This is a genomic window from Ferdinandcohnia jepli (genome assembly GCF_047246645.1).
In the GTDB taxonomy this organism is placed as follows: Bacteria; Bacillota; Bacilli; order Bacillales; family Bacillaceae_L; genus Ferdinandcohnia.
Map to the genome: position 1 here is coordinate 150,452 of NZ_JBFOKR010000005.1, position 24,513 is coordinate 174,964.

Here is a 24,513-nt window from a genome sequence, read left to right on the forward strand (position 1 = left end):
ATTTCACATCCTTTTAATATTAAGACATCAAGCTAATTATACAGAAAATAATGATGGTACCTGACTTTGAATGTGAATATTCTGTTAACTTATAACGTGTATTAGCATTTGTGAAAAATGGACTTTATTCTACATACCTTTATAATAGAGATAGAAATCCCGTAGGTAGGAGTTGTTATCATGATAAAAGCAGTAATTTTTGATTTTGATGGACTGATTTTTGATACTGAAACCCATGAATATAACGTGTTAAATGAAATTTTTCAAGAACATGGGACAGAACTTCCTCTGTCAGTTTGGGGGAAAGTAATTGGAACGCAAGCTGGTTTTAATCCATTGTTATATTTAGAAGAACAGATTGGAAAAAAGCTTAATCAAGAGGAACTAGCTAAACTTAGAAAACAAAGATTTGAGGAAAGAACAAAGTGTGAAGGTCCTTTACCTGGAGTTGAGGCATATTTAAAGGCTGCAAAAGAAATAGGGCTGAAGGTAGGGCTTGCTTCAAGCTCAACCTATCAATGGGTTTCGACTCATTTGAAGACACTTGGTCTGTTTGAGTATTTTGAATGCATTCGTACCTCTGATGATGTTGAAATTGTAAAACCCGATCCAACTCTTTACATAGAAGCAGCAAAATGCCTAGGCGTTTCACCAGAAGAATGTCTAGTATTTGAAGACTCTGCAAATGGTGCTCTTGCAGCGAAGCGAGCAGGCATGTATTGTGTCATTGTCCCTAATGCGGTCACAAAAGATTTAGAGTTCTGTGAAGTCGACGACCGACTAGAATCAATGGCTGAAATTGAACTAAAATTACTCATTGAGAAATTAGAAAAGAAATAAGAAGTTACTGCACCACTTCCTTTGGAAGTGGTGTTTTAATTTATGGAAATTTAGGTTACCCCATGATAACGATTGCCAGGCGCCACAAGCCAAAACCCCGTTATCCCACACGAAAATTAATCTACTGTCCTCCTGAGGTGGACGAATGTATTTCTGTGGTGCCTGACACCCCAAAAAGACAACTGTATTTCTAAGGTGCCTGACACCACAAATTGACACCACACAAATTCTCCCATACAACCAAAGTTTTTTCTGTTTTGTTGTTCTCTACTGCTTTTTTACTAAATAAACTGTACAAGGACATAAATTGAGGAGGATGTGTATGAAGAAGTTGATTAATCAGCCAGAGGAAGTTGTGCGCGAGATGTTGGAGGGGTTTGTGTTGGCCCATCCGAAGCAGGTGAAGCTTGTTCCGAATACGTCTGTTATTGTTCGCGCAGAGTCTCCTATTCAGGGGAAGGTAGGATTGGTAAGTGGTGGTGGAAGTGGTCATGAGCCATCACATGGTGGGTTTGTTGGTACAGGGATGCTTGATGGTGCAGTAGCGGGTGAGGTTTTTACATCACCAACGCCAGATCAGGTGTATGAGGCAATTAAAGCAGTAGATGGTGGCAAGGGAGTTCTATTAATCATTAAAAATTACACAGGTGATGTTTTAAATTTTGAAATGGCGGCTGAGCTGGCAGAGGCGGACGGCATCAAGGTGGCGAAGGTTGTTGTTAATGATGACGTAGCTGTTGAGAATTCAACGTATACAACAGGTAGACGCGGTATTGCTGGTACTGTGTTTGTTCACAAAATTGCAGGTGCATTGGCGGAAACGGGTGCTTCTCTTGAAGAGGTTGAGGCAATTGCGAATAAGGTAATTGAAAACGTTCGCTCGATGGGAATGGCGTTAACACCGTGTACAATTCCTGAGGCTGGGAAACCAGGCTTCACAATTGGTGAGACAGAAATGGAAATTGGTATGGGGATTCATGGTGAACCTGGTATTGAACGGGGAGAAATTCAAACGGCTGACCAAGTAACAACAACCCTACTAGAGAAAGTACTAGAAGATTTACAATTAGAAGCTGGGGCTAATGTTGCTGTCATGGTGAATGGGTTAGGTGCTACACCGCTTATGGAGCTTTATATTTTAAATAAAAAAGTAGCAGACATCTTAAAGGAAAGAGAAATTAATGTCTATGAAACGTTTGTAGGTGAATATATGACTTCTTTAGAGATGGCAGGTTGTTCAATTACAGTATTGAAGTTGGATGACCAGTTAACTGAATTATTGAATGCTGAAGCGCAAACAGTTGCATTTAAAAGGTAAAGTGAAACAAGGATTGAGAGGGGAATGTAATGAAACTAGGTGTAGAACACGTAAAGCAATGGATGCAGGCGCTTAGTCAAAAACTCCAGGAACAAAAGACATATTTAACAGAGTTGGACCAAGCAATTGGTGATGGTGACCATGGTTTAAACATTGCTAGAGGTTTTCAAGAGGTTGTGTACAAAATCACGATTATTAACTATGAAGATGTAGGGAGTTTATTTAAAGACATTGGAATGACTCTGCTTTCAAAAGTAGGCGGAGCCTCCGGGCCTCTATACGGAACAGTCTTTTTAAAAGCCTCAGCAGAAGTGAAAGGGAAGGAAGAGTTAACTTATGCTGATCTTTCTACTGCCTTAGCTGCCTCATTAGAAGGACTCAAAATGAGAGGAAAAGCGAATATAGGAGACAAAACAATGATCGATGTCTGGGAGCCGGTTGTAGGATACCTGCAAAAAGAAAGCGAAGATTGGGATGCTCTCGTTTCCCTTGCGAAAACAAGTATGGAAGGGACAAAGGAATTAGAGGCTAAAAAAGGGCGTGCCGCATACTTAGGTAAGCGTTCTGTTGGCCATTTAGATCCAGGCTCAGTTTCTTCGTATTACTTTTTTGAGGAGTTAGCGAAGGTTTGTAAAGAAGTGAGTGCTTCATGAGTTATGTAGGAATTGTGTTGATTTCGCATAGTGTCGAGTTAGTAAAAGGACTACAAGCACTGCTCAACCAAATTCAGCCTGACGTTCCAATTGCCATTTCAGGCGGAACAGAGGATGGAGGAATTGGTACTGATCCGTTTGCTATCAAAGAGGCAATTGAACTTGTAAATTCGGAAAAAGGTGTTGTTCTATTTTTTGATTTAGGAAGTGCCCTACTAAATGCGGAAATGGCAATAGAAATGCTAGGAAATAACGAAAATATGAAACTAGTGGATGCACCTATAGTAGAGGGCTCATATGTAGCAGTCGTTGAATCCGGGTGTGGAAGTTCTTTGTTGGAAGTCGTGCAGGCTGCAGAGGGAGTCAGAGCTTTAAATAAGCTTACTCGATAATACCAGTACATACAGTACTGTAGGAAAGTAGAGTGATAGTATGATTGAAAAAGAGATAACAGTAACTCTTAAAGATGGCCTTCATGCAAGACCGGCGGCTGAGTTAGTAAAAAATTTAAGTCGGTATACTAGTGATGTAGAAATTAATATAAATAATAGAAGCTATAATGCCAAAAGCATCCTAGGTTTGATGAGCGCTGGAATTAAAGAGGGGCAGAAATTGACTTTCAAGGTAAATGGTGAGGACGAACAGGAAGTAGTAAGCTGGCTTGAGAGTTTCATATAGTGTAAAGAGGGGGAGACAATGAGCTTCCGAAAGCAGAAGGTTATCCCAGCAATTCGTAATATGAAAGCATTTGAAAGATTCCTTGAAGGTCCTTTGGAGTATGGGGTTTTATTAGAACTGCATGTTGCACAGCTAAAGAATGTATTTCAGCTTGCATCGGCTCATCAGAAGAAACTGCTTTTGCATGTTGACCTTGTTCAAGGCTTGAAAAGTGATGAATATGCAGTTGACTATTTAAGCCAAGAAGTAAAGCCTTATGGAATCATTTCAACAAGGGGGAACGTCATTCAAAGAGCGAAGCAAAAGAAGATTTACGCGATTCAGCGCATGTTTCTACTAGACTCACATGCATTTGAGAAAAACATTATTCTTTTAAAAAAGACGTTACCAGATTTTGTTGAGGTGTTACCTGGGATCGTCCCTTCCCTAATTCAGGAAACTAGCAACAAAACGAATATTCCAATATTAGCGGGAGGATTTATATCATCTGAAAAAGATATTGAAAATGCGTTAAAAGCTGGAGCTTCAGCTGTTACAACATCAAATGTAGAATTATGGTGTGAAAAAATAATTAAAAGTTAGACATGTAATGAGTTCTAGCATCATATGAATATAGTAAGTTAATAAAAGTGACGGAGATACGGAGTCCACGATAAACACCTTAGTGTAGGTTCATTTGTCGTGGTCTTTTTTGCGGAAAAAAGTATAGCCATCTTTTTACTTTTACCTATTTTGATAGTGTAACAAGGTTTCATTACCGCACTAAAATCAACCCGTCTCTTTTATTAACGAAAAATAAAAACGCTTACATGGGAGGGAATTAATCTATGACAGCTTTTATGGGTGAACTTATTGGTACGATGATCCTCATTATCCTCGGGTGTGGTGTAGTTGCAGGTGTTGTATTAGACAAGACAAAATCAAATGCAGGTGGCTGGGTAGTCATTACATTTGCGTGGGGTCTTGCGGTGGCAATGGCAGTATATGCTGTAGGACAGTTTAGTGGAGCACATTTAAACCCTGCGGTAACATTTGGCTTGGCGTTCACTGGTGATTTCGCTTGGGCTGATGTTCCAGCGTACATCGCAGCACAAATGATTGGTGCTATTATTGGGGCGGCAATTGTATTTGCTCATTATCTACCACATTGGAAAGCAACAAAGGATCAAGGAGCAAAACTAGCAGTATTTTCAACTGATCCAGCGATTCCTCACAACTTTTCAAACCTTATCTCAGAGATGGTAGGGACGTTTGTATTGGTAATGGGGATTCTTGCAATCGGAGCGAATGAATTTACAGAAGGCTTAAATCCGTTAATTGTCGGTCTATTAATTGTCGTAATCGGTATGTCGCTAGGGGGAACTACTGGGTATGCTATCAATCCAGCTCGTGATTTAGGACCAAGAATTGCGCACTTCTTACTTCCTATTCCAGGTAAGGGTAGCTCAAACTGGGGATATTCATGGATTCCAGTTATTGGACCGCTAGTAGGGGGATCGTTTGGAGGCGTATTTTATAAGGCTGTTTTTGAAGGAGTTATACTAAGTGCATTCTGGTATGTACTTGCTGCATTGGTTGTTGTACTAATTATTGGGTATGTTGGTAGCAAAAAACAAGCAAGCGTGTTTTAATCATAAGTAAAGAATTTATGTGCTAGGTAAAATTAGTTGAAATATAAGGGGGCAACATAAATGGAAAAATTCATTTTAGCGTTAGACCAAGGAACTACGAGTTCTCGTGCAATTCTGTTTAATCAAAAAGGGGAAATTGTTCACGTTGCACAGAAAGAATTCACTCAAATCTTTCCAAAGCCAGGCTGGGTAGAACATAATGCAAATGAAATTTGGGGCTCTATTTTATCAGTTATGGCATCTGTACTATCTGAATCTCAGGTGAAAGCTGAGCAAATCGCCGGAATCGGGATTACAAATCAGCGTGAAACTGCAGTAGTTTGGGATAAGGAAACAGGTAAGCCAGTCTATAATGCGATCGTTTGGCAGTCCCGTCAAACAGCTGGTATTTGTGAAGATTTAAAAGCAAAGGGCCTAAATGATACATTCCGAGCAAAAACAGGTTTGCTAATTGATGCGTATTTCTCAGGTACCAAAGTAAAATGGATTTTAGACAATGTTGAAGGTGCACGAGAAAAAGCAGAAAATGGCCAATTATTATTCGGAACAATTGATACATGGTTAATTTGGAAGCTTTCAGGCGGTAAAGCTCACGTGACAGATTATTCTAATGCTTCTAGAACATTGATGTACAATATCTATGATCTACAGTGGGATGACGAGTTACTAGAGCATCTGACAGTTCCAAAGTCAATGCTTCCGGATGTTCGACCATCATCTGAAGTGTATGCTTCCACAACTCCTTATCACTTCTTTGGTCAAGAAGTACCAATTGCCGGTGTTGCAGGAGATCAGCAAGCAGCATTATTCGGGCAAGCGTGCTATGAAGAAGGTATGGTGAAAAATACTTATGGAACAGGCTGCTTTATGCTAATGAATACTGGAGAAAAAGCTGTTCCATCTGACCATGGGCTATTAACAACAATTGCCTGGGGCTTAGACGGAAAAGTAGAGTATGCATTAGAAGGAAGTATCTTCGTTGCTGGCTCTGCCGTTCAATGGCTGCGAGATGGTCTACGCATGTTTAAGGATGCAAAAGATAGCGAAGGCTACGCGGCGAAGGTTGAGTCAACTGATGGGGTGTACGTAGTACCTGCTTTCGTAGGGCTTGGTGCTCCGTATTGGGATAGTGATGTTAGAGGTGCAGTATTTGGTATCACTCGTGGTACTTCAAAAGAACACTTCGTCCGTGCAACACTTGAGTCTTTGGCATATCAAACAAAAGATGTGTTAACTGCGATGGAAGCTGATTCTGGAATTTCTTTAAAAACACTACGTGTTGATGGTGGTGCTGTTAAAAATAACTTCTTAATGGATTTCCAAAGCGGAATTTTAGGAGTACCTGTTGAGCGTCCAGTTGTAAATGAAACAACTGCATTAGGGGCAGCTTACTTGGCAGGATTAGCAGTTGGCTATTGGAAGGATCAGTCTGAAATCTCAACTCAGTGGAATATCGACCGTTCATTTGAACCAACTATGTCAGAGGAGCAACGTGAAGAGCTTTACAGCGGTTGGAAAAAGGCAGTAAATGCAACTATGGCATTTAAATAAAATGTGTGTTAACATAAAAGTAAGTTAATATTTCGGTAGGAGATACGGAGAGACCACAGGACATTGTAATCGACGACGATTATAATGGTTTTGTGGTCTCTTTTTTCTATCTAAAGGGGAGATATGTATGACACACTTTTCAAGTTTAAATAGAAGTACTATTTTAGAGGAAATGCAAAATGAGATACATGATGTTTTTATCATTGGTGGTGGAATTACAGGTGCGGGTATTGCGCTTGATGCAACAACACGTGGTCTAAAAACAGCATTAGTTGAGATGCAGGATTTTGCAGCTGGTACTTCAAGCCGCTCTACTAAATTGGTACATGGTGGCCTTCGTTACCTCAAGCAATTCGAGGTTGGATTGGTGGCAGAGGTAGGTAAGGAACGTGCGATTGTCTATGAAAATGGACCACATGTGACAACTCCAGAGTGGATGCTATTACCACTTCATAAGGGGGGGACATTTGGAAAGTTCTCGACCTCAATTGGACTACGAGTGTACGACTTTTTAGCGGGAGTCAAACGTTCGGAAAGAAGAACGATGCTAGATGTAAGGCAAACTTTAGAAAAAGAGCCTTTGATTAAAAAAGACGGATTAGTAGGCGGTGGTTATTACGTCGAATACCGAACTGATGATGCTCGACTAACAATTGAGGTCATGAAAAAAGCTATTGAAAAAGGAGCAAAAGCTGTTAACTATGCCAAAGTTGATTCCTTTATTTACGAAAATGGAAAAGTAAAAGGCGTAAAAGTAATAGACCAACTTTCTGGCAGGGAATACGAGATATTTGCCAAAAAAATAATTAACGCGACAGGTCCATGGGTTGATCAAATGCGTGAAATAGATGGTTCTAGAAGAGGGAAGGTTTTACGACTTACTAAAGGAGTTCACATCGTCATTGACCAATCCAAGTTTCCGTTAAAGCAAGCTGTATATTACGATACACCAGATGGTCGTATGGTGTTTGCAATTCCAAGGGATGGAAAAACGTATGTCGGAACAACTGATACATTTTATGACCAAGATACAGCTCGTCCTACAGTTACAGTTGAGGATCGGACGTATCTCATTGAGACCATAAATTATATGTTCCCAAGTGTACAAGTCACTGACAACGATATCGAATCCAGTTGGGCTGGACTGCGTCCGCTTATTTACGAAGAAGGTAAAGATCCATCAGAGATATCACGTAAAGATGAAATTTGGCAATCAGAAACTGGTCTTATTACAATTGCGGGTGGAAAATTAACAGGCTATCGCAAAATGGCAGAAATCGTTGTTGACTTAGTAGCGAAGCTATTTAAAGCAGAAGGCTATACCAATATTAAGTCTTGTCAAACAAAGAACATTGAAATTTCTGGCGGTAGTGTAGGTGGTTCCAAGAAATATCCATTGTTTGTTGCCGAAAAGATTGACAAACTCGTACATGACTTTTCACTTTCAAAAAAAGAAGCCGAAAGACTAGTACGGTTATATGGATCCAACATTGATACATTGATTGGGATCATGAGAGAAACAGGAAATAATGCTGAAAATGCAAAATTACCACTCGAGATTTATGCTTCCGTAGAATATGGGATTCAACATGAAATGGTAACCAAACCAATAGACTATCTGATTCGTCGTACAGGTGCGATGTTCTTCGATATTCAATGGGTGAATCGATGGAAGAACCCGATAATAAAGTACATGGCTGAACGTTACGGCTGGAGTTCAGAAGAAATGCTAGGTTATGAGGTAGAAGTAGAAAAGTATATAAAAGATGCAACTGAGGCGAGTATGTAGTAATTGTATTAATAGGCAAAAAAGCAGCCCAAATTAATTAGGCTGCTTTTTCAATTTTTAGTGCTCAACTTATTCTATATATACTTTATCCTGAACAGTAATTTCCCCGGTCTTTATAACCGAGGCATACACGCCGAAATGTAAATCCATTTCCTTATTAATTTTTTTCAATAGAGATGCATCTCTTTCGAGTGTGTCAGGGTCAATTGTAGTCATCGAACAACGTTCACAAAAACAATCCACCATTAATTCAGTGGTACCGACAAATATCCGCTTTCCAATCCAATCGCTTTCAGACATAGCAGAGTCATCTAAACACACAAGTAAATTTGCTCTAAATCGACGTGAGTCCAGCTTCTTACCCCACATGGTTTCAAGTTTATGTAAGGTTGAATCTGTGATGAGAAGAATGCTTGCTGCATCAACTGACAAAAGATTCGGGTTGTCTGGATGTGGTGACTTGTGTTCGGACATTGTTATCACTTTGGATGAGTATCTCTGTATTTCTTGAAGAAGTTCTTCATTCCAAGAAAACGTCCGGCCATCAGGTGATGTGATCCTTACATCATTGTCTATAAAGTTCGCCTTGTAAGAAAGCATTGCAGGAATAGTTCGGGCAGTAACAAATCGATTCCAATCATTCTTTGTTTCATCATAAAATGAATAAAAACGGTCGCCAACTATACCATATGTATCTATTTTACAGGATTCTAAGTATTCTCCTGCAAAGGATTTAACAGGATAGCGGGTAATTTCTTTAATTTTTCCAACTTGTTTCAAATTGCCTCCCCCTTCACGTTGAACCAATAAATGTTTTACTATGTTAGATTAATTATATTCTTACTTTTTTCATCAAATCTACCAAAATGTTTTTTTCTAAAGGTTCTACTATTAGACATGAGTTGAATATAAATGCTAAGTCATCGCAACTCAAGTGACAAAAGAGAGTTGAGTGGGTAAGTAAATGAAGGACCACCCCCACTCAAGTCAAAAAGAAAACGGAGTATGTAAAATCAACAACTTCATGGCATTATACATAGGTCTTATCCTCATTCTCTGCAAAAAACAGACATTCTTACATAAAATAATTGGAAATGAAAAGTTTTTTTTATAGAATAGGTAGAGGGAAACTATTGACATAATGTGTGTAACAGAATGATATTAGGAGGTTCGTAAATGAACTGGAAGGATACGTATAACCTTTGGTTGAATACGCCAGGGTTGGATGAAGAAATAAAGCAACAATTACTTGAGAAAAAGGACAACCCAAAGGAATTAGAGGATTGTTTTTATAAAAATCTAGAGTTTGGTACGGGTGGTATGCGTGGGGAAATAGGTCCAGGTACAAATCGTATGAATCTATATACAGTTCGTAAAGCGTCTGCTGGACTTGCTGCATTTATTGAATCCCATGGGGAGGAAGCAAAGCGACGTGGAGTTGTCATTGCGTATGACTGTCGTCACAAATCACCTGAGTTCTCTATGGAAGCAGCACGAACACTTGCTACAAATGGTATTCAAACATATGTCTTCGATGAATTACGCCCAACTCCTGAACTATCCTATGCGGTTCGTCACTTAAATGCTTTTTCAGGTATTGTAGTAACTGCAAGCCACAACCCGCCTGAATACAACGGGTACAAAGTGTATGGTTCTGATGGGGGACAACTACCTCCAGAGGCAGCAGATATAGTGATTGAAAAAGTAAATGCTGTCCAAAACGAACTTGAAATGAAGGTTGCTAGTGAGGAAGAGTTAAAAGCGTCTGGTCTTATTACTATGATTGGGGAAGAAATTGATAATGCATACACTGAAAAATTAAAAACAATTTCACTTAATCCTGAACTTTCTCAAGAAGGAGTGAAAGTCGTTTTCACCCCATTACATGGTACTGCAAATAAACCTGTACGCAATGGTCTGAAAGCATTAGGCTATGAAAATGTAACTATTGTCAGGGAACAGGAGCTACCAGATCCAAACTTCTCAACAGTTAAATCGCCTAATCCAGAAGAACATGCAGCATTCGAATTAGCGATTAAAGAAGGTAAAAAGATTGATGCTGATATTTTAATTGGTACAGATCCGGACGCTGACCGTTTAGGTGTAGCTGTAAAAGATGATAAAGGTGAGTATGTTGTTTTAACAGGGAACCAAACAGGTGCAATTTTGTTACACTATATTTTGTCTGAAAAGCAAAAGCAAGGAAAACTTCCTTCAAATGGTGTAGTTCTTAAGACAATTGTAACCTCGGAAATCGGACGTGAAATTGCTAAGTCCTTTAACCTGGATACAATTGATGTGTTAACAGGTTTTAAATTTATCGGTGAAAAAATTAAAGAATATGAACAAACTGGTGAATACAAGTTCCAATTTGGGTATGAAGAAAGCTATGGTTATTTAATTAGTGACTTTGCCCGTGATAAGGATGCGGTGCAAGCTGCCTTATTATCTGTCGAAGTTTGTGCATATTACAAAAATAAAGGTATGACCATGTACGAAGGTCTTATGGAGATTTTTGAAAATTACGGTTATTATCGCGAAGGTTTAGAGTCACTAACCTTAAAAGGCAAAGAAGGAGCAGAACAAATTAATAATCTGCTTGCAACCTTCCGTAGCGAACCACCAACTGTAGTTGCTGGCCGAAAAGTAACCTTGATTGAGGATTACAAAGAAAGTACTCGCAAACATGTAGCAGAAGGAAATGTTGAAGAAATTACGCTTCCTAAATCAAATGTATTAAAATACTTCCTTGAGGATGGTTCTTGGTTCTGTGTTCGTCCTTCAGGTACAGAACCTAAAGTGAAATTCTACTTTGCTGTAAAAGGTACTTCACTTGAGAACAGTCAGCAGGTTTTAGAAGATATTTCTTCAGATGTCATGGCACAAGTTCATAAAGTATTAGGATAAGAAAGAGGCCCATTGGGTCTTTTTTTTTGCTTAAAACCCTCAGTCTAAAGTCGTAGAAAACTGCAAGACTTTTTTCTAACGCAAATCCTGCCAAACGGTTGTATAATGGAAAATAGATACAGTTTGTGGGGAGGAACCAATTTGGTGGACAAAGTTTCGCAGCTGCATAAGCTCCAAACCTTAAAGGTAATTGCAGAAACATTAAATCAGTCAAATGATTTGCATCTTATGTTACAACAGGTATTAAAAGAGCTATTAGAGGTAACTAGACTTGAAACGGGTTGGCTATTTTTAATTGATGTTAAGGGAAAGTATGAGCTTATAGCTGATTACAATTTACCACCAGCTTTAACTTGGGAACAAAAAAAGCCTATGTGTCAGGGAATTTGCTGGTGTGTTGATAAATATAACAAAGGTAGGCTACTCCGAGCGGCAAATATTATGGAATGTAAACGACTTGAGGATGCAGTTACATACAACTGGGGAGAGACCAATCAAATTACACATCATGCGACAGTACCTTTAAGAGCGGGTGAAGAAAGGTTCGGTCTGTTAAATGTGGCATCACCTAATAAAACGCATTTTACAAATGAAGAACTTGCCTTGCTTGAATCGGTAGCATTTCAAATTGGAACAGCCATTAAAAGAATTAAACTAGCAGAAAATGAGCAAAATCTTGCCCTGTTGGCTGAGCGTAATCGGTTGGCACGTGATCTTCATGATTCAGTAAATCAGCTTCTATTTTCATTGGTTTTAACAGTGAGAGGTACAAAAGAATTGACAGAGGATCCAGAGCTTAAAGAGATGTTGTCCTATATGCAGGAGCTCTCACAGGAAGCATTGAGTGAAATGAAAGCTCTAATTTGGCAGCTGCGTCCTCAAGGATTAGAAAACGGTGTAGCAAGTGCTCTTTTAAATTATGGGAAAGTTCTTGGAATTCAAGTAGATGTAGAAGTTAAAGGAGTCATTGATTTGCCTAGTAAGATTGAGGAAGCTTTATGGAGAATCGGCCAGGAGGCTTTGAATAACTGTAAAAAGCATTCGGGAGTCACTGCTTCAACCATTATGATCAGTGTTACTACAAAAGCAGTCGCGATGAAAATTACGGATAGCGGTTGCGGCTTTCACTACGTGGAAGACCAACCAATTCCTTCACTTGGATTAGCAAGTATGAGGGAACGTACAGAAGCCTTGAATGGCACGTTTACACTAACAAGTGAAATCGGTAAAGGTACAGCAATTTATATTGAAATTCCGCTCAGGGAGGTGTAGTCAGTTGACAATTAAAGTATTGATTGCAGACGACCACCATGTTGTCAGAAGAGGATTATTATTTTTTCTAAAAACACAAAAAGATATTGAGGTTGTTGCTGAGGCGAAAGATGGTCAGGAAGCAGTTTTATTGGCGGAACAATTACAGCCTGATGTCATATTGATGGACCTGGTTATGCCAGAGATGGATGGAATTGAAGCAACAAGAAAAATAAAAGAAAAACATCCTAATATTCATATACTGATTCTTACCAGCTTTTCAGATCAAGACCATGTGATTCCAGCGATTAGAGCCGGTGCAACTGGTTACCAGTTAAAGGATATTGAGCCTGATCAACTGGTTCAGGCGATTAGGGCAGTTTTTAAAGGAGAAAGCCAACTCCATGCAAAAGTAACCAATCATGTAATGACACATTTAATGAATGGCGATAAAAACGAACAGTCGTTACTTGACGATCTAACAAAAAGAGAGTTGGAAGTTCTCTCAGAAATTGCAAAAGGAAAAAGCAATAAAGAGATTGCCGCTAGTCTTATCATTACTGAAAAAACCGTCAAAACACATGTTTCCAACATATTATCCAAGTTGGAGCTGCAAGACCGAACACAAGCAGCACTGTATGCTGTTAAACATGGATTATAAAATTGTTTATGAAGAGAGGAATACTCCTGTAAAAAGGGTATTCCTCTTTTTGTTTATATCCATCACATATATGCAGTTAATTCTTCCATGCTATCCGTCGACGCATGGTCAATATATCGCAGTAAAGAATAAAGATGTCTTTCGATAACTGAGTAGTCTTTTTCAAAGTTATATGCGTGTAAAAAGTGTTCAATTTTCTTGGAAAGGAAATCGTCCTTTGTGCGAACCATTAAAATAAGCAGGTTGTCCCACTGTGACCGGTGCGTGTAATAAAGAGCTTTGTCATAATCTACAGTATTCACTTTTTTACCTCCTTTATAGGAGTTGTTTATAGTGTGTGGAGAATCAGGAGAATTTTTCACTGTAAATCTTGGTGAGGAATCCAAAACATTTTGAGTGAATAATCTATTCACTTGTATAGGTCGAAATTCCTTATTTTTCTATGGTGGAAATTTTTAAAATATGCGCATACTACAACTGATTTTTACGTAGAGAGGATGATTTAAAAATGACACAGGTAAAAGCAAGATTAACGACTTTAATCTGTATTCTTCTGCTTGCTACAAGTGGAGCAATAGTAGGTGCTGAGCAACAACAACCACTGCCTACGGATTATGAAAAGTGGGGGAAGATTGCTGTTGATGTGGCAAAGTTAAACTACCCTGAAAGCCAAATTAGTGATTACCAATATAAAGGTAGGGAAGAAATCACTGATACACAAGCTAAAGACACCTTTGAATTAAAAGTCCAAGGAAAAGAACGTACATTTACAGCAAGAGTAATGATTTTGTTTAACCCTAAAACAGAAACATTAATGTCTTTAAGTATTGAAGAAGTAAAGTAAGGTGCTAATGTGGAGCGGGTATCGAAAGAGTGAGTAACGGTACCTGCTTCGTATGAAAAAGTAGAGCGGTATATAAGTCATGTTCTTAAACCAAAGCAGCACTCCTCTTTTCTTTTAAATCTCCCTCATCATTTCGACCAATCCTTCATAAATTGTGATAAGGACGAAAAGGGGGAGATCAACTGTGAATACTTCAGACCGCAAAGCACTGGAATATGCAATAGACGAAATAACTGAGATAGCAGAAGGCTTTGGGCTCGACTTTTATCCAATGAGATATGAAATTTGTCCTGCAGACATTATTTATACATTCGGTGCTTATGGAATGCCAACTCGTTTTTCACACTGGAGTTTCGGTAAACAATTCTATCGTATGAAATTGCAATATGATTTAGGGCTAAGTAAGATATATGAACTTGTTATTAACTCCGACCCTTGCTACGCATTCTTATTAGATTCCAATTCCCTGATTCAGAATAAGTTAATAGTTGCCCATGTGCTTGCACATTGTGATTTCTTTAAAAATAACTGTCGTTTTGGGAACACAAAGCGTGACATGGTGGAAAGCATGGCTGCTACTGCTGAAAGAGTTAAACATTATGAACATTTATATGGCAAGCAAGAGGTAGAAACTTTTTTAGATGCTGTACTTGCGATTCAAGAGCATATTGACCCCTCGCTTATGAGACCAAAGTTAGCTTGGAGTCTAGAAGACCTTGAAGAGGAACAGGAAGTAAAGAAGCCTATTACACCTTACGATGATTTATGGAGTTTGGATACAAAAAATACAAAACCAAAGCCGGTACAAAGGAAGAAAAAGAAATTTCCACCTCAACCTGAAAAAGACATCCTCTTATTTATTGAAGAATACAGTAGGGAGCTTGAACATTGGCAGCGCGACATCCTTACGATGATGCGTGAGGAAATGCTCTATTTCTGGCCACAGCTTGAAACGAAAATCATGAACGAAGGCTGGGCTTCCTATTGGCACCAACGAATAATCCGTGAAATGGATCTTACCTCAGATGAAGCAATTGAATTCGCGAAGCTAAATGCGGGCGTAGTTCAGCCTTCACGTACAAGTATCAATCCCTACTATCTTGGCTTGAAAATATTCGAAGACATTGAGGAGCGATATAATAATCCTACAAAGGAAATGATGGAAAGAGGTGTTCAAGCAGGTTCTGGCCGTGACAAGATATTTGAAGTTCGAGAAGTGGAATCAGATATATCATTCATCCGAAATTATTTAACAAAAGAATTGGTAATGAGAGAAGATATGTATTTGTTTCAAAAGCAAGGTCGTGACTATAAGATTGTAGACAAAGCATGGGAGCAGGTTCGTGATCAACTTGTTAGTATGCGTGTGAATGGTGGATTCCCATATATTACAGTAACCGATGGTGACTACTTAAAAAGTGGAGAGCTATACTTAAAACACTGGTATGAAGACATTGAATTGGATTTAAAGTACCTTGAAAAAGTACTCCCTTATATTTTTCAATTATGGGGCAGACCAGTTCATATGGAAACGGTGCTTGAGAACAAAACTGTTGTGTTTACGTATGACGGGAAATCTGTCCATAGGAAGTATATATAAGTTAAGTTAACGAGGAGCTACTTAGTGGTAGCTTCTTTTTGTATTGCTTAGTAGGTGTTTGAACAAAACAGTGTAGTAGAAGTATTCACATGAAGTTATGTGATGGTTATCACATTCTAAATGCATGTATTATTTCATAATAAAAATAGCAATCATACCGAAAAATGGAATTTATCATAAAAATGATAGCATATTCAAGAAATCTAAAGTAAGTTACAGGATTACATCATTTAAATATAGAAGTAGTTAATAATTGAATTTCATATTGAATTCATGGGGGCTATGGAACATGTATAAAAAAATACTATTGGCTACAGACGGTTCAGAGCATTCAAAAAGGGCTGCAGAAAACGCAATAAATATAGCAAAATGCAGTCTTGGTTCAATGATAGAGGTTGTCTATGTTGTGGACCCTGACAAAGTAAAGTCAGATGTACTGAAGAACTGGAATTCAGTTGATTTTGGAGACAAGTGTAAGGAACGAATGAAGGATGTCGAAAAGTTAGCTAATGCTGCAAATGTGCCTTTTGAAGTGAAAATATTACATGGTGATCCAGGACCTACAATTGTAAACTATGCAAACAAGTACAATTTTGAAATCATTATCATTGGGAGTAGAGGACTAAATGTCCTACAAGAGTTTGTGTTGGGTAGTGTTAGCCATAAGGTAGCCAAAAGAGCGAATTGCCCTGTGCTGATCGTAAAATAATAAATGCTCCAGAATCTATGTTCCTGGCTCATCCACAGATGAGCTATTTTTTTATGGAAAAAATGAAAAAATGGTCTGGTACCCTTCCTCATTATACCAGCATATTTTTTGTGATTTCCCTTACTACAATGTATTTGGAAGAAACAAAGAGAAAATTGAAGAAAATATATTATGTTTACGTTTACATCACTGATTCACAGAAATGTCACAATGCTATATACTTTGTTTTGTTCTAGACGGACCCGACTTTCATGAGAGTTGAAAGTCACAAGAAAAGCGGAAGAGCCTCGAATAGAAACGAGACTACTCGGACTCTGACAAAGAAGCGCTCTTTCTTTCTGAAGGAGTTTAAGTTTCTCGAGTTCCTAGGCGCTGCAGCTGGACAAAAAACAAAATGAATAATATAGGAAGAGGTGCCGATTTGAATTTATCTAAAATTAAATATGAATGGTTTGGAAATGTGAGAGGAGATATACTTGCGGGTATCGTTGTTGCGCTTGCATTAATTCCAGAAGCGATTGCATTCTCACTTATTGCAGGAGTCGATCCAATGATTGGACTTTATGCATCGTTTTGTATTGCAGTTACAATTGCTTTTGTCGGTGGAAGACCGGGAATGATTTCTGCTGCCACCGGAGCAACAGCACTACTCATGGTAACCTTAGTTGCGGATTATGGCTTACATTATTTACTTGCTGCAACAGTATTAACAGGAATTATACAAATTGTCATGGGAGTATTGAAGCTCGGTAGACTTATGAAGTTTGTGCCACGTTCTGTAATGACAGGTTTCGTTAATGCACTGGCAATTTTGATTTTTACTGCTCAGCTGCCGCATTTTGTCGGTGAATCATGGCAAATGTATGTGATGTTAGCTGGAGCATTGGCAATTATTTATATTTTCCCACGCTTTACAAAAGCAGTTCCTTCACCATTAGTTGCAATTATTGTTATGACAGTCATTGCCGTTTTCACAAACAGTGGTGTACGTACAATTGGGGACATGGGAGAGTTACCTTCCACACTTCCAATCTTTTTAATCCCTGATATTCCATTCAACCTAGCAACGTTGAAGATTATTTTTCCTTACTCATTATCAATCGCTATCGTAGGGTTAGTTGAATCGCTTTTAACAGCCCAGATTGTAGATGATATGACAGATACAGAAAGTGATAAAAATAAGGAAGCGCGTGGGCAAGGTATTGCGAATATCGTTTCAGGTTTCTTTGGCGGTATGGCTGGTTGTGCGATGATTGGCCAATCAGTAATCAATGTGAAATCAGGCGGTAGAGGAAGACTATCAGCATTTGTTGCTGGAACCTTCCTAATGGTCCTTATCCTGATATTAAGTGACTTCCTAGTTCAAATTCCAATGGCTGCACTTGTCGGTGTTATGTTTATGGTCTCTATCGGAACATTTGATTGGGCATATTTAAAGACAATAACAAAAGTTCCAGTTACGGATACAATAGTTATGATTGTTACAGTTGCTACTGTACTGCAAACACATGACCTTTCAAAAGGTGTATTAGTAGGTATTATCCTGAGTGCTATTTTCTTCGCAGCAAAAATTTCGAAGGTGAAAGTAACAAGTCTTTCTGCAAAGGATTCACAACGTAAGGTATATCATGTTTCAGGACAATTATTCTTTGCGTCTGTTACTGAATTTGTTAACAGTTTTGATTTTAAAGAAAATGTTAAAGAAATCGACTTAGACTTATCCAATGCACATCTGTGGGATGATTCAGCAGTCGGTGCAATTGATAAAGTGGTGATTAAATATCATCAGAATGGCATAAAAGTAAACCTTAAAGGCTTGAACACTGAAAGCGATAAGCTAGTTAAAAAGCTTGCTATACACCAGTCTCCTGGTGGACTTGATAATGCAGTAAATCAATAAAGGAAAACACGCTGATAGTAAAAATCAGCGTGTTTTTTTTGCATGCAAAATTAGTTTATTTCGACAACTCTTCTACAATTAGGACTAGTCCTAATCACAAATAGGAATGACTTCCTATATCATTGAGAACTCCTGGTGATTCTGTTTTCAGTAAATATCCAGCAAAATAGAAATATAGAAAATAAATGATGTTCGAAAAAGTTAAATTGAAAAAATACCAGAAAACAGTTTCACTTTCTCTACTATTCTTATTGGGGGTTACATTGTGGCAAGCTTACCTTTCTTAAAACAAATCAGAAAAGGATCGATTCCTTTTACTACTAGAACTTCCGTAGACGGTCAAACTCTTCATAATGAAGAAATGTTCAAAGGTTTATTTGAAAATCATCCTTCTGCTGTTTTTGTTATAGATGTGGAAGGCAAGGTAAAGTGCTTTAACCATTCTGCAGCCTTAATGTATGGAATTACTGAAAATGGCATACATAAAAACCTTAATTATTACTATGAAAATAGAGAAATAGAAACATATACAAACCTTGCGTTAACAGGGAAAGCTCAAAATCATCAAACCATTGCCACAAATAAAATGGGAAAATCATTTCATGTTGATATTACATATATTCCAATCATGGACGGAAACAAAAGGATAATTGGTTTATATAAAATTGCAAAGGATATTACAACATTTGTTCAACGTAAGGAGGAAGTAGATAAGATAAAAGAAAGTCTAGAATTAGCCCAGCAAGTTGGAAAAATGGGAAGCTGGGATTTCAATATTGAGGCTGACGAAATATATTGGTCAAACCAGTTATTCCATTTAACAGGTAGAGAAATTTTAGAAAGTTTCACACCTTCATTTGAAGAAGCATTACTTTTCGTTCACCCAGAGGATCGTGAACAATATAGAAATACGTATTATAATGCATTGCTGAATGGTGAGAACTATAGCGCTGAATATCGTTTGGTACGAAGGGATGGGACGGTATCTTATGTCACAGAACAAGCGGAGGTCATGTTAGATGAAAACGAAATCCCTATTCGCTATATAGGAACTCTGTTGGATATTACAAAACGTAAACTTGCGGAAATGAAACTAGAAGAGGCAGAAAATAGGATTGAATATATATACAATAACCTGGAGGTTGGCATTTGGTCGTATGATGTAACGAAAAGGGAGTATATTTTACTTTCAAAGGGTATTGAGATCATTACAGGTTATACACCTTCGGATTTTCACAACCGTTTAACCTGGGATTCCCTCATTCATCCGGATGATTTTCAATCGTATACAGATTTACAATGCAAACTTCAGGAAGGCGTAAAATTGGAACATCAATACCGAATTATCCATAGACAAGGTGATGTTATATGGGTTCAGGATCAGACCCAGCCTGTATTAGATGCTAATGGAAATCTAATTAGAATTGATGGGATTGTTTCAAACATAACTCCCCAAAAAGAGTATGAAAAACAAATAAAGCATTTAGCTTTTCATGATAGTATAACAGATTTGCCTAATCGAATTTTGTTTGAACGTAAACTTCAGAGTCTTTTAAATGAGGGCAGCAATTGTTTTACAGTAATGTATTTAGATTTAGACAGATTCTATATGATTAACGATTCTCTTGGCCATCGAATGGGAGATGAACTAATTAAAAAGTTCTGCAAACGTATTACAGCGCTATTACCTTCGAATACAATGTTTGCGAGGATTAGCGGAGACGAATTTGGCATTGTTATTTGGGAGTATGGTCAAAGTGATTATCCTATAAAAGTTGCAAAGACAATTGTGGAGAGCCTAGTAAAACCATTTTTGATTGAGGAGTACGAATTATTCTTAACTACAAGTATTGGTGTAACAACCTACCCATCGAATGGGGAGAATGTAGACGACTTAATCAAAAATGCTGCTGTAGCACTCTATCGGGCAAAATCAATGGGTAAAAATACGTATCAAATATATTCTTCTACATTAAATATATCAACCTTTAGACAATACGATTTAGAAAGAGATTTACGTAAATCAATTTCTGACAATCAACTTGTATTACACTTCCAACCCAGAGTAGATGCTTCGACTGGTCGTATTGTAAGTGCAGAAGCATTAGTCCGTTGGGAACATCCAGTGTGGGGATTAGTTGCACCTAATGAGTTCATCCCTCTTGCAGAAGAGACAGGATTTATTAATGACATTAGTGATTGGGTGTTACAAAAGGTTTGTCAGACTCTGAATGATTGGAAAGATGAAAGCCTTCGTATCGTTCCTATATCAATTAATATTGCTGCACAACGATTTTTAAAGAATGATTGGAAAACGGTGTTTTCTAAGATTCTAGAAAAACATCATACGGACCCAAGTTTCATTGAATTAGAAATCACTGAAACAACTATAATCAAACATGAAAAGGCAATAGAATCGGCATTTGCGTTTTTAAAGGAACTTGGAATAAAAATTTCCTTAGATGATTTTGGGACAGGTTATTCTTCTTTGTCATATATAAAAAATTATGCAATTGATGCAATAAAAATTGATCAGTCATTTATCAAGCAGATTAAGAAATCTCAAAATGTAGAAATGATCATTAAATCGCTTATTTTTATGGCAAAAGGCTTGGAGATAAATGTAGTTGCTGAGGGCGTTGAAACAAATGAACAGTTACATTTTTTACGCCAGTTAGAATGTAACGAAATTCAAGGTTATATCTATAGTAAGCCTGTTCCGAAACAGGAATTCGGCATGCTTCTTAAAAACAATATTATTAAACCAAAAGCTAACAGTAAAAGAGACATACAAAAAGAGAGAAGAAAATATTATCGAATTCAACCCTTATTCCCATTGAGTGCTAACATGACTTTGATATCTATTCAGGGAAAGCGTGTAGATGTGGGAAGTACGGAAGTAGTAATAGAGGATATTGGACCCGGAGGCATTAAGTTTCTTTCAACTATCCAATTACCAATTAGGCCGGATGTTCTATTTGAATTTGAGACGGTCATCATGGGACAAGTTGAAAAGGTAATGGGTAACATTGTTTGGAAAGAAGAAAGTAAGGGTATCTTTCAATATGGATTAGAATTTGCAATTGATGAATCGAGTCGAGACTGCATCATAAAAAAATTACATCATTTCTCTTTACAGCTTCGTAATAATCCATATTTAGAAGGTTGTAGCTTTATAAAAGATGATAAGTATAGTTATTTAAAAAAGTTACGACCTCAACATACTTAATCTTGCCGAAACAGTAGGTAATACAAAAAAATGAGGTGTTATGTATTAGACATTTTCTAGATGAGACAAAAAGATATGAAGATATAGCATATTTTGAAATTAACGAGCGGGATCATACTGGAAATATGCTGGATTGGCTAGGTAATGAATGCTACAAAGTTCATCTTTTTAATTGTATTACTTCATTAAAAAAACAATTGCTTGAGATTGCTGAGGAAAAAGGTATGAATCATAGAGATACACTTTATGTGAGTCAGGAGTTAGATAAATTTATTACTCAATATCAAAAACTAAAATAGGATGGATAAGTAAAGGGGAAAAAGAATGATTAAAACGGTGTTAATTGCAGATGATTCTAAATTTATGAGAATGTGGTTACGAGATATGCTCGGTAATAATAGCAGATTTAAGGTTGTTACAGAAGCGAAAGATGGTATAGAGGCAGTCGATCGGTGTAAAGAATTTAGACCAGATATCGTTTTGTTAGATATCACAATGCCAAAAGTGAATGGTATCGAAGCGCTAAAGCGTATACGTGAAATTAATCCAGATATAAATGTAATTATGTGTTCTGCTTTAGGACAAAAATCATTAATGCTCGAAGCATTGCAAAATGGTGCAAAAGATTTTATCGTTAAACCCTATTTTGGTGATTTGGTTTCAACTCTTAAGAATTTAGAGTCATAGTTTTAAAGAGTAGTACTAAAGGTTTATAACATCTACCTCTTATACTCTATTTTTTACTAATTGGTATAATTTAGTATGCCCAACAGACTAATTCTAACACTTCAATTGACAGTAATGTGGTATTCTATAAAAAATGTGTCGAAATTATGTCAATTGGAGTGGTGAGTACCATGGGAGAAAATGAGGGGAAGATTAATATTCTCATTGTAGATGACAGACCTGAGAATTTACTAGCTTTAGAGGCTATCATCGAGTCCGATGACTACCAATTAATCAAAGCCTTTTCTGGAGAAGAGGCGCTTAAATACCTATTAAAATATGACTTTGCCGCGATATTATTAGATGTCCAAATGCCTGGAATGGATGGCTACGGTACGGCTAAAATTATCAAAGCTCGTCAGAAAACGAAAAACATACCGATTCTTTTTATAACAGCAAATAATATGGATGCTGAACATATATTTCTAGGCTACTCAGTAGGAGCAATTGATTATATTATGAAGCCCTTCAACCCACTCATCTTAAAGGCAAAGGTAGAAGGGTTTGTGGAGCTTTATAAAATAAGACAGCAGCTAGTTGAACAATCAGAGGCCTTGTTACTAAAGAATAAAGAAATTGAGTATATGGCGTATCATGACACCTTAACAGAACTGCCAAATCGCAGGAGTTTTCATGACAAACTGATCCAATCACTTGATCATTCCAAAAGGATGAATTCAACCTTAGCGATTATGTATTTAAACATGGATCGCTTTAAGTATGTGAATGATTCTCTGGGTCATATTACTGGTGACAGGTTACTGCAACAAATAGCAAAGCGACTTTCTACATTAGTAAGAACAAGTGATTTAGTTGCACGTGTCGGAGGAGATGAGTTCAATATTCTGCTACCGGAAACTGATCGAGAAACGGCATTAGAGATTGCGGAATCTATCATTTCTTCCTTTGAAGAACCATTTCTTATTAATAATTATGAATTATTTCTCACAGTCGGAATTGGATTAAGTGTTTTTCCTTTCGATGGCGAGGACTCTATCACATTATTAAAAAATGCGGACGTGGCTTTATTTAGAGCGAAGGAACAAGGTAAAAACAAATACAAAGTGTATCATTCTGGAATGAATATACAATCCTATCGTTCATTCCTAATGGAAAACGACCTACGCTATGCTATTGAACGAAATCAGTTATCACTTGTGTACCAGCCACGTGTAAACCTTGAAACTGGGAAGGTCACAAGTGCAGAAGCCTTAATTCGTTGGAATCATCATAGCTGGGGATTAATATCGCCTATGGATTTTATTCCGTTAGCAGAAGAAACGGGTTTAATCGTTGAAATTGGACAATGGGTGTTAAAAACAGTCTGTAAACAGATACAGACATGGAAAAACAAAGGACTAACACCAGTTCGAATTGCAATTAACTTTTCTCCACAGCAATTTTTACAAAAAGACTTAGTTGAGTCTATTAAGACCATCATAGCTGAAACTCAATTACCTCCTGAGCTATTGGAGATAGAAATTACTGAAACCGTTATTTTAGGAAATGAAGACATCATTACACAAACACTCTTGAAATTAAGAAAGATGGGTATTAAGATAAGCCTTGATGATTTTGGAACGGGCTATTCCTCCTTACATTACTTGCGACGTTTCCCACTTGATGCAATAAAAATTGACAGGTCGTTTATTCAAGATATATTTAATGATGGTTTAGATGGCAAAGCAATTGTACAGACAATTATTAATTTAGCCGAAAACATGGGGATGTCAGTGGTTGCTGAAGGTGTTGAAACAGAAGAACAATTAAACTTTGTGGCCACAACACATTGCCGCGAGGTTCAAGGCTTCATATTTAGTAAGCCTGTTGAACCTTCCAGCTTTGAAGGCTTTTTAGTGAATCCTCAAATTTATAAGTCAACGATTAAATCGTCTGGAGATATCAAGTCCGATAGGAATTCACAACAAACAATTACTTTAACCCCAGACAAAGATCTTCGCATAGAAGTTCTTGAAGCGGCTATTAACCGCGCAAAGGATCAATATTCTATTTCCTCCAGGGAAATGGATGTCTTTAAATTAATTATTACTGGGCTTAGTAATAAAGAAATATCGGATAAGTTATTTATCAGCGAACATACTGTCAAAAATCATATTACTCGTATTCTGCAAAAATTACAGGTGACCGACCGTGTACAAGCTATGGCAAAAGTGTATGATACGGTTATTAAAGAGGGGGAAACTCTTCTTATTCAATAAGACACGT

22 protein-coding genes are annotated in these 24,513 nt (G+C 37.5%); 20 read left to right on the forward strand and 2 right to left on the reverse strand.

The genetic code is table 11. The features are described from left to right. Window positions 1-180 precede the first annotated feature (180 nt). The 9 genes from AB3M96_RS06915 to AB3M96_RS06955 all read left to right on the forward strand — a co-directional run bounded on the left by AB3M96_RS06915 (window position 181) and on the right by AB3M96_RS06955 (window position 8,460). Window positions 181-840, forward strand: coding sequence for an HAD family hydrolase (locus tag AB3M96_RS06915; RefSeq protein WP_412966842.1), 660 nt, complete (start codon window positions 181-183; stop codon window positions 838-840). Window positions 841-1,162: 322 nt separating this feature from the next. Next, window positions 1,163-2,158: a dihydroxyacetone kinase subunit DhaK gene (dhaK, locus tag AB3M96_RS06920; protein ID WP_412966843.1), complete on the forward strand. Its 996-nt coding sequence runs from the start codon at window positions 1,163-1,165 to the stop codon at window positions 2,156-2,158. A 29-nt stretch (window positions 2,159-2,187) separates the two neighbouring features. Beyond that, window positions 2,188-2,811: a dihydroxyacetone kinase subunit DhaL gene (dhaL, locus tag AB3M96_RS06925; protein ID WP_412966844.1), complete on the forward strand. Its 624-nt coding sequence runs from the start codon at window positions 2,188-2,190 to the stop codon at window positions 2,809-2,811. Further along, complete coding sequence (dhaM, locus tag AB3M96_RS06930; protein ID WP_412966845.1) at window positions 2,808-3,203, forward strand: dihydroxyacetone kinase phosphoryl donor subunit DhaM; 396 nt, start codon at window positions 2,808-2,810, stop codon at window positions 3,201-3,203. The genes dhaL and dhaM overlap by 4 nt, the downstream gene beginning before the upstream one ends. A 40-nt stretch (window positions 3,204-3,243) precedes the next feature. Continuing rightward, on the forward strand, window positions 3,244-3,489 hold the full coding sequence (locus tag AB3M96_RS06935) for an HPr family phosphocarrier protein (RefSeq protein WP_412966846.1): 246 nt from the start codon (window positions 3,244-3,246) through the stop codon (window positions 3,487-3,489). Window positions 3,490-3,507: 18 nt separating this feature from the next. Next, on the forward strand, window positions 3,508-4,071 hold the full coding sequence (locus AB3M96_RS06940) for a glycerol-3-phosphate responsive antiterminator (RefSeq protein ID WP_412966847.1): 564 nt from the start codon (window positions 3,508-3,510) through the stop codon (window positions 4,069-4,071). A 245-nt stretch (window positions 4,072-4,316) separates the two neighbouring features. Further along, a complete protein-coding gene (locus AB3M96_RS06945) occupies window positions 4,317-5,120 on the forward strand; it encodes an MIP/aquaporin family protein (RefSeq protein ID WP_412966848.1) in 804 nt (267 codons plus the stop codon). A 60-nt stretch (window positions 5,121-5,180) separates the two neighbouring features. Then, entirely contained in the window at window positions 5,181-6,671 is a 1,491-nt protein-coding gene (glpK, locus tag AB3M96_RS06950) for a glycerol kinase GlpK (protein WP_412966849.1), read from the forward strand. A gap of 127 nt (window positions 6,672-6,798) precedes the next feature. Then, window positions 6,799-8,460 carry a glycerol-3-phosphate dehydrogenase/oxidase gene (locus AB3M96_RS06955; protein WP_412966850.1) on the forward strand — a complete coding sequence of 554 codons (1,662 nt, stop codon included), beginning with the start codon at window positions 6,799-6,801 and terminating at the stop codon, window positions 8,458-8,460. Window positions 8,461-8,529: 69 nt separating this feature from the next. On the opposite strand, the gene AB3M96_RS06960 is transcribed toward AB3M96_RS06955, so the two are convergent. Then, window positions 8,530-9,240, reverse strand: coding sequence for an MOSC domain-containing protein (locus AB3M96_RS06960; protein ID WP_412966851.1), 711 nt, complete (start codon window positions 9,238-9,240; stop codon window positions 8,530-8,532). 396 nt (window positions 9,241-9,636) lie between these two features. Here AB3M96_RS06960 and AB3M96_RS06965 point away from each other — a divergent pair, with 396 nt between their 5' ends. From AB3M96_RS06965 to AB3M96_RS06975, 3 genes are all read left to right on the forward strand, one after another. Continuing rightward, window positions 9,637-11,367, forward strand: coding sequence for a phospho-sugar mutase (locus AB3M96_RS06965; protein WP_412966852.1), 1,731 nt, complete (start codon window positions 9,637-9,639; stop codon window positions 11,365-11,367). A 105-nt stretch (window positions 11,368-11,472) separates the two neighbouring features. Then, on the forward strand, window positions 11,473-12,639 hold the full coding sequence (locus AB3M96_RS06970) for a GAF domain-containing sensor histidine kinase (RefSeq protein WP_412966853.1): 1,167 nt from the start codon (window positions 11,473-11,475) through the stop codon (window positions 12,637-12,639). A 4-nt stretch (window positions 12,640-12,643) separates the two neighbouring features. Beyond that, window positions 12,644-13,279 (forward strand): response regulator, encoded by a 636-nt coding sequence (locus AB3M96_RS06975; protein ID WP_412966854.1) that lies wholly within the window; start codon window positions 12,644-12,646, stop codon window positions 13,277-13,279. Window positions 13,280-13,341: 62 nt separating this feature from the next. Here the strand turns inward: AB3M96_RS06975 and AB3M96_RS06980 are convergent, their stop codons facing one another. Further along, window positions 13,342-13,581 carry a YhdB family protein gene (locus tag AB3M96_RS06980; RefSeq protein ID WP_412966855.1) on the reverse strand — a complete coding sequence of 80 codons (240 nt, stop codon included), beginning with the start codon at window positions 13,579-13,581 and terminating at the stop codon, window positions 13,342-13,344. 206 nt (window positions 13,582-13,787) lie between these two features. On the opposite strand from AB3M96_RS06980, the gene AB3M96_RS06985 reads away from it, so the two are divergent. The 8 genes from AB3M96_RS06985 to AB3M96_RS07020 all read left to right on the forward strand — a co-directional run bounded on the left by AB3M96_RS06985 (window position 13,788) and on the right by AB3M96_RS07020 (window position 24,506). Then, on the forward strand, window positions 13,788-14,123 hold the full coding sequence (locus AB3M96_RS06985) for a DUF3889 domain-containing protein (protein WP_412966856.1): 336 nt from the start codon (window positions 13,788-13,790) through the stop codon (window positions 14,121-14,123). 184 nt (window positions 14,124-14,307) lie between these two features. Continuing rightward, window positions 14,308-15,723, forward strand: coding sequence for a SpoVR family protein (locus AB3M96_RS06990; RefSeq protein ID WP_412966857.1), 1,416 nt, complete (start codon window positions 14,308-14,310; stop codon window positions 15,721-15,723). 289 nt (window positions 15,724-16,012) lie between these two features. Further along, window positions 16,013-16,432 carry a universal stress protein gene (locus AB3M96_RS06995; RefSeq protein WP_412966858.1) on the forward strand — a complete coding sequence of 140 codons (420 nt, stop codon included), beginning with the start codon at window positions 16,013-16,015 and terminating at the stop codon, window positions 16,430-16,432. Between the two features lie 421 nt (window positions 16,433-16,853). Next, window positions 16,854-18,332: a SulP family inorganic anion transporter gene (locus AB3M96_RS07000; protein ID WP_412966859.1), complete on the forward strand. Its 1,479-nt coding sequence runs from the start codon at window positions 16,854-16,856 to the stop codon at window positions 18,330-18,332. Window positions 18,333-18,597: 265 nt separating this feature from the next. Continuing rightward, window positions 18,598-21,561, forward strand: coding sequence for an EAL domain-containing protein (locus AB3M96_RS07005; RefSeq protein ID WP_412966860.1), 2,964 nt, complete (start codon window positions 18,598-18,600; stop codon window positions 21,559-21,561). Window positions 21,562-21,596: 35 nt separating this feature from the next. Further along, window positions 21,597-21,860 (forward strand): Spo0E family sporulation regulatory protein-aspartic acid phosphatase, encoded by a 264-nt coding sequence (locus AB3M96_RS07010; RefSeq protein WP_412966861.1) that lies wholly within the window; start codon window positions 21,597-21,599, stop codon window positions 21,858-21,860. A gap of 25 nt (window positions 21,861-21,885) precedes the next feature. Then, window positions 21,886-22,248 carry a response regulator gene (locus AB3M96_RS07015; protein ID WP_412966862.1) on the forward strand — a complete coding sequence of 121 codons (363 nt, stop codon included), beginning with the start codon at window positions 21,886-21,888 and terminating at the stop codon, window positions 22,246-22,248. Between the two features lie 170 nt (window positions 22,249-22,418). After that, window positions 22,419-24,506, forward strand: a complete 2,088-nt coding sequence (locus AB3M96_RS07020) for an EAL domain-containing protein (protein ID WP_412966863.1) — start codon at window positions 22,419-22,421, stop codon at window positions 24,504-24,506. The last annotated feature ends 7 nt before the right edge of the window (window positions 24,507-24,513 follow it).

What these genes read in the sequence shown, in the direction of transcription:
- AB3M96_RS06915 (WP_412966842.1), top strand. Translation starts at nt 181, where the DNA reads ATGATAAAAGCAGTAATTTTTGATTTTGATGGACTGATTTTTGATACT.
- dhaK (WP_412966843.1), top strand. Translation starts at nt 1,163, where the DNA reads ATGAAGAAGTTGATTAATCAGCCAGAGGAAGTTGTGCGCGAGATGTTG.
- dhaL (WP_412966844.1), top strand. Translation starts at nt 2,188, where the DNA reads ATGAAACTAGGTGTAGAACACGTAAAGCAATGGATGCAGGCGCTTAGT.
- dhaM (WP_412966845.1), top strand. Translation starts at nt 2,808, where the DNA reads ATGAGTTATGTAGGAATTGTGTTGATTTCGCATAGTGTCGAGTTAGTA.
- AB3M96_RS06935 (WP_412966846.1), top strand. Translation starts at nt 3,244, where the DNA reads ATGATTGAAAAAGAGATAACAGTAACTCTTAAAGATGGCCTTCATGCA.
- AB3M96_RS06940 (WP_412966847.1), top strand. Translation starts at nt 3,508, where the DNA reads ATGAGCTTCCGAAAGCAGAAGGTTATCCCAGCAATTCGTAATATGAAA.
- AB3M96_RS06945 (WP_412966848.1), top strand. Translation starts at nt 4,317, where the DNA reads ATGACAGCTTTTATGGGTGAACTTATTGGTACGATGATCCTCATTATC.
- glpK (WP_412966849.1), top strand. Translation starts at nt 5,181, where the DNA reads ATGGAAAAATTCATTTTAGCGTTAGACCAAGGAACTACGAGTTCTCGT.
- AB3M96_RS06955 (WP_412966850.1), top strand. Translation starts at nt 6,799, where the DNA reads ATGACACACTTTTCAAGTTTAAATAGAAGTACTATTTTAGAGGAAATG.
- AB3M96_RS06965 (WP_412966852.1), top strand. Translation starts at nt 9,637, where the DNA reads ATGAACTGGAAGGATACGTATAACCTTTGGTTGAATACGCCAGGGTTG.
- AB3M96_RS06970 (WP_412966853.1), top strand. Translation starts at nt 11,473, where the DNA reads ATGGAAAATAGATACAGTTTGTGGGGAGGAACCAATTTGGTGGACAAA.
- AB3M96_RS06985 (WP_412966856.1), top strand. Translation starts at nt 13,788, where the DNA reads ATGACACAGGTAAAAGCAAGATTAACGACTTTAATCTGTATTCTTCTG.
- AB3M96_RS06995 (WP_412966858.1), top strand. Translation starts at nt 16,013, where the DNA reads ATGTATAAAAAAATACTATTGGCTACAGACGGTTCAGAGCATTCAAAA.
- AB3M96_RS07015 (WP_412966862.1), top strand. Translation starts at nt 21,886, where the DNA reads ATGATTAAAACGGTGTTAATTGCAGATGATTCTAAATTTATGAGAATG.
- AB3M96_RS07020 (WP_412966863.1), top strand. Translation starts at nt 22,419, where the DNA reads ATGGGAGAAAATGAGGGGAAGATTAATATTCTCATTGTAGATGACAGA.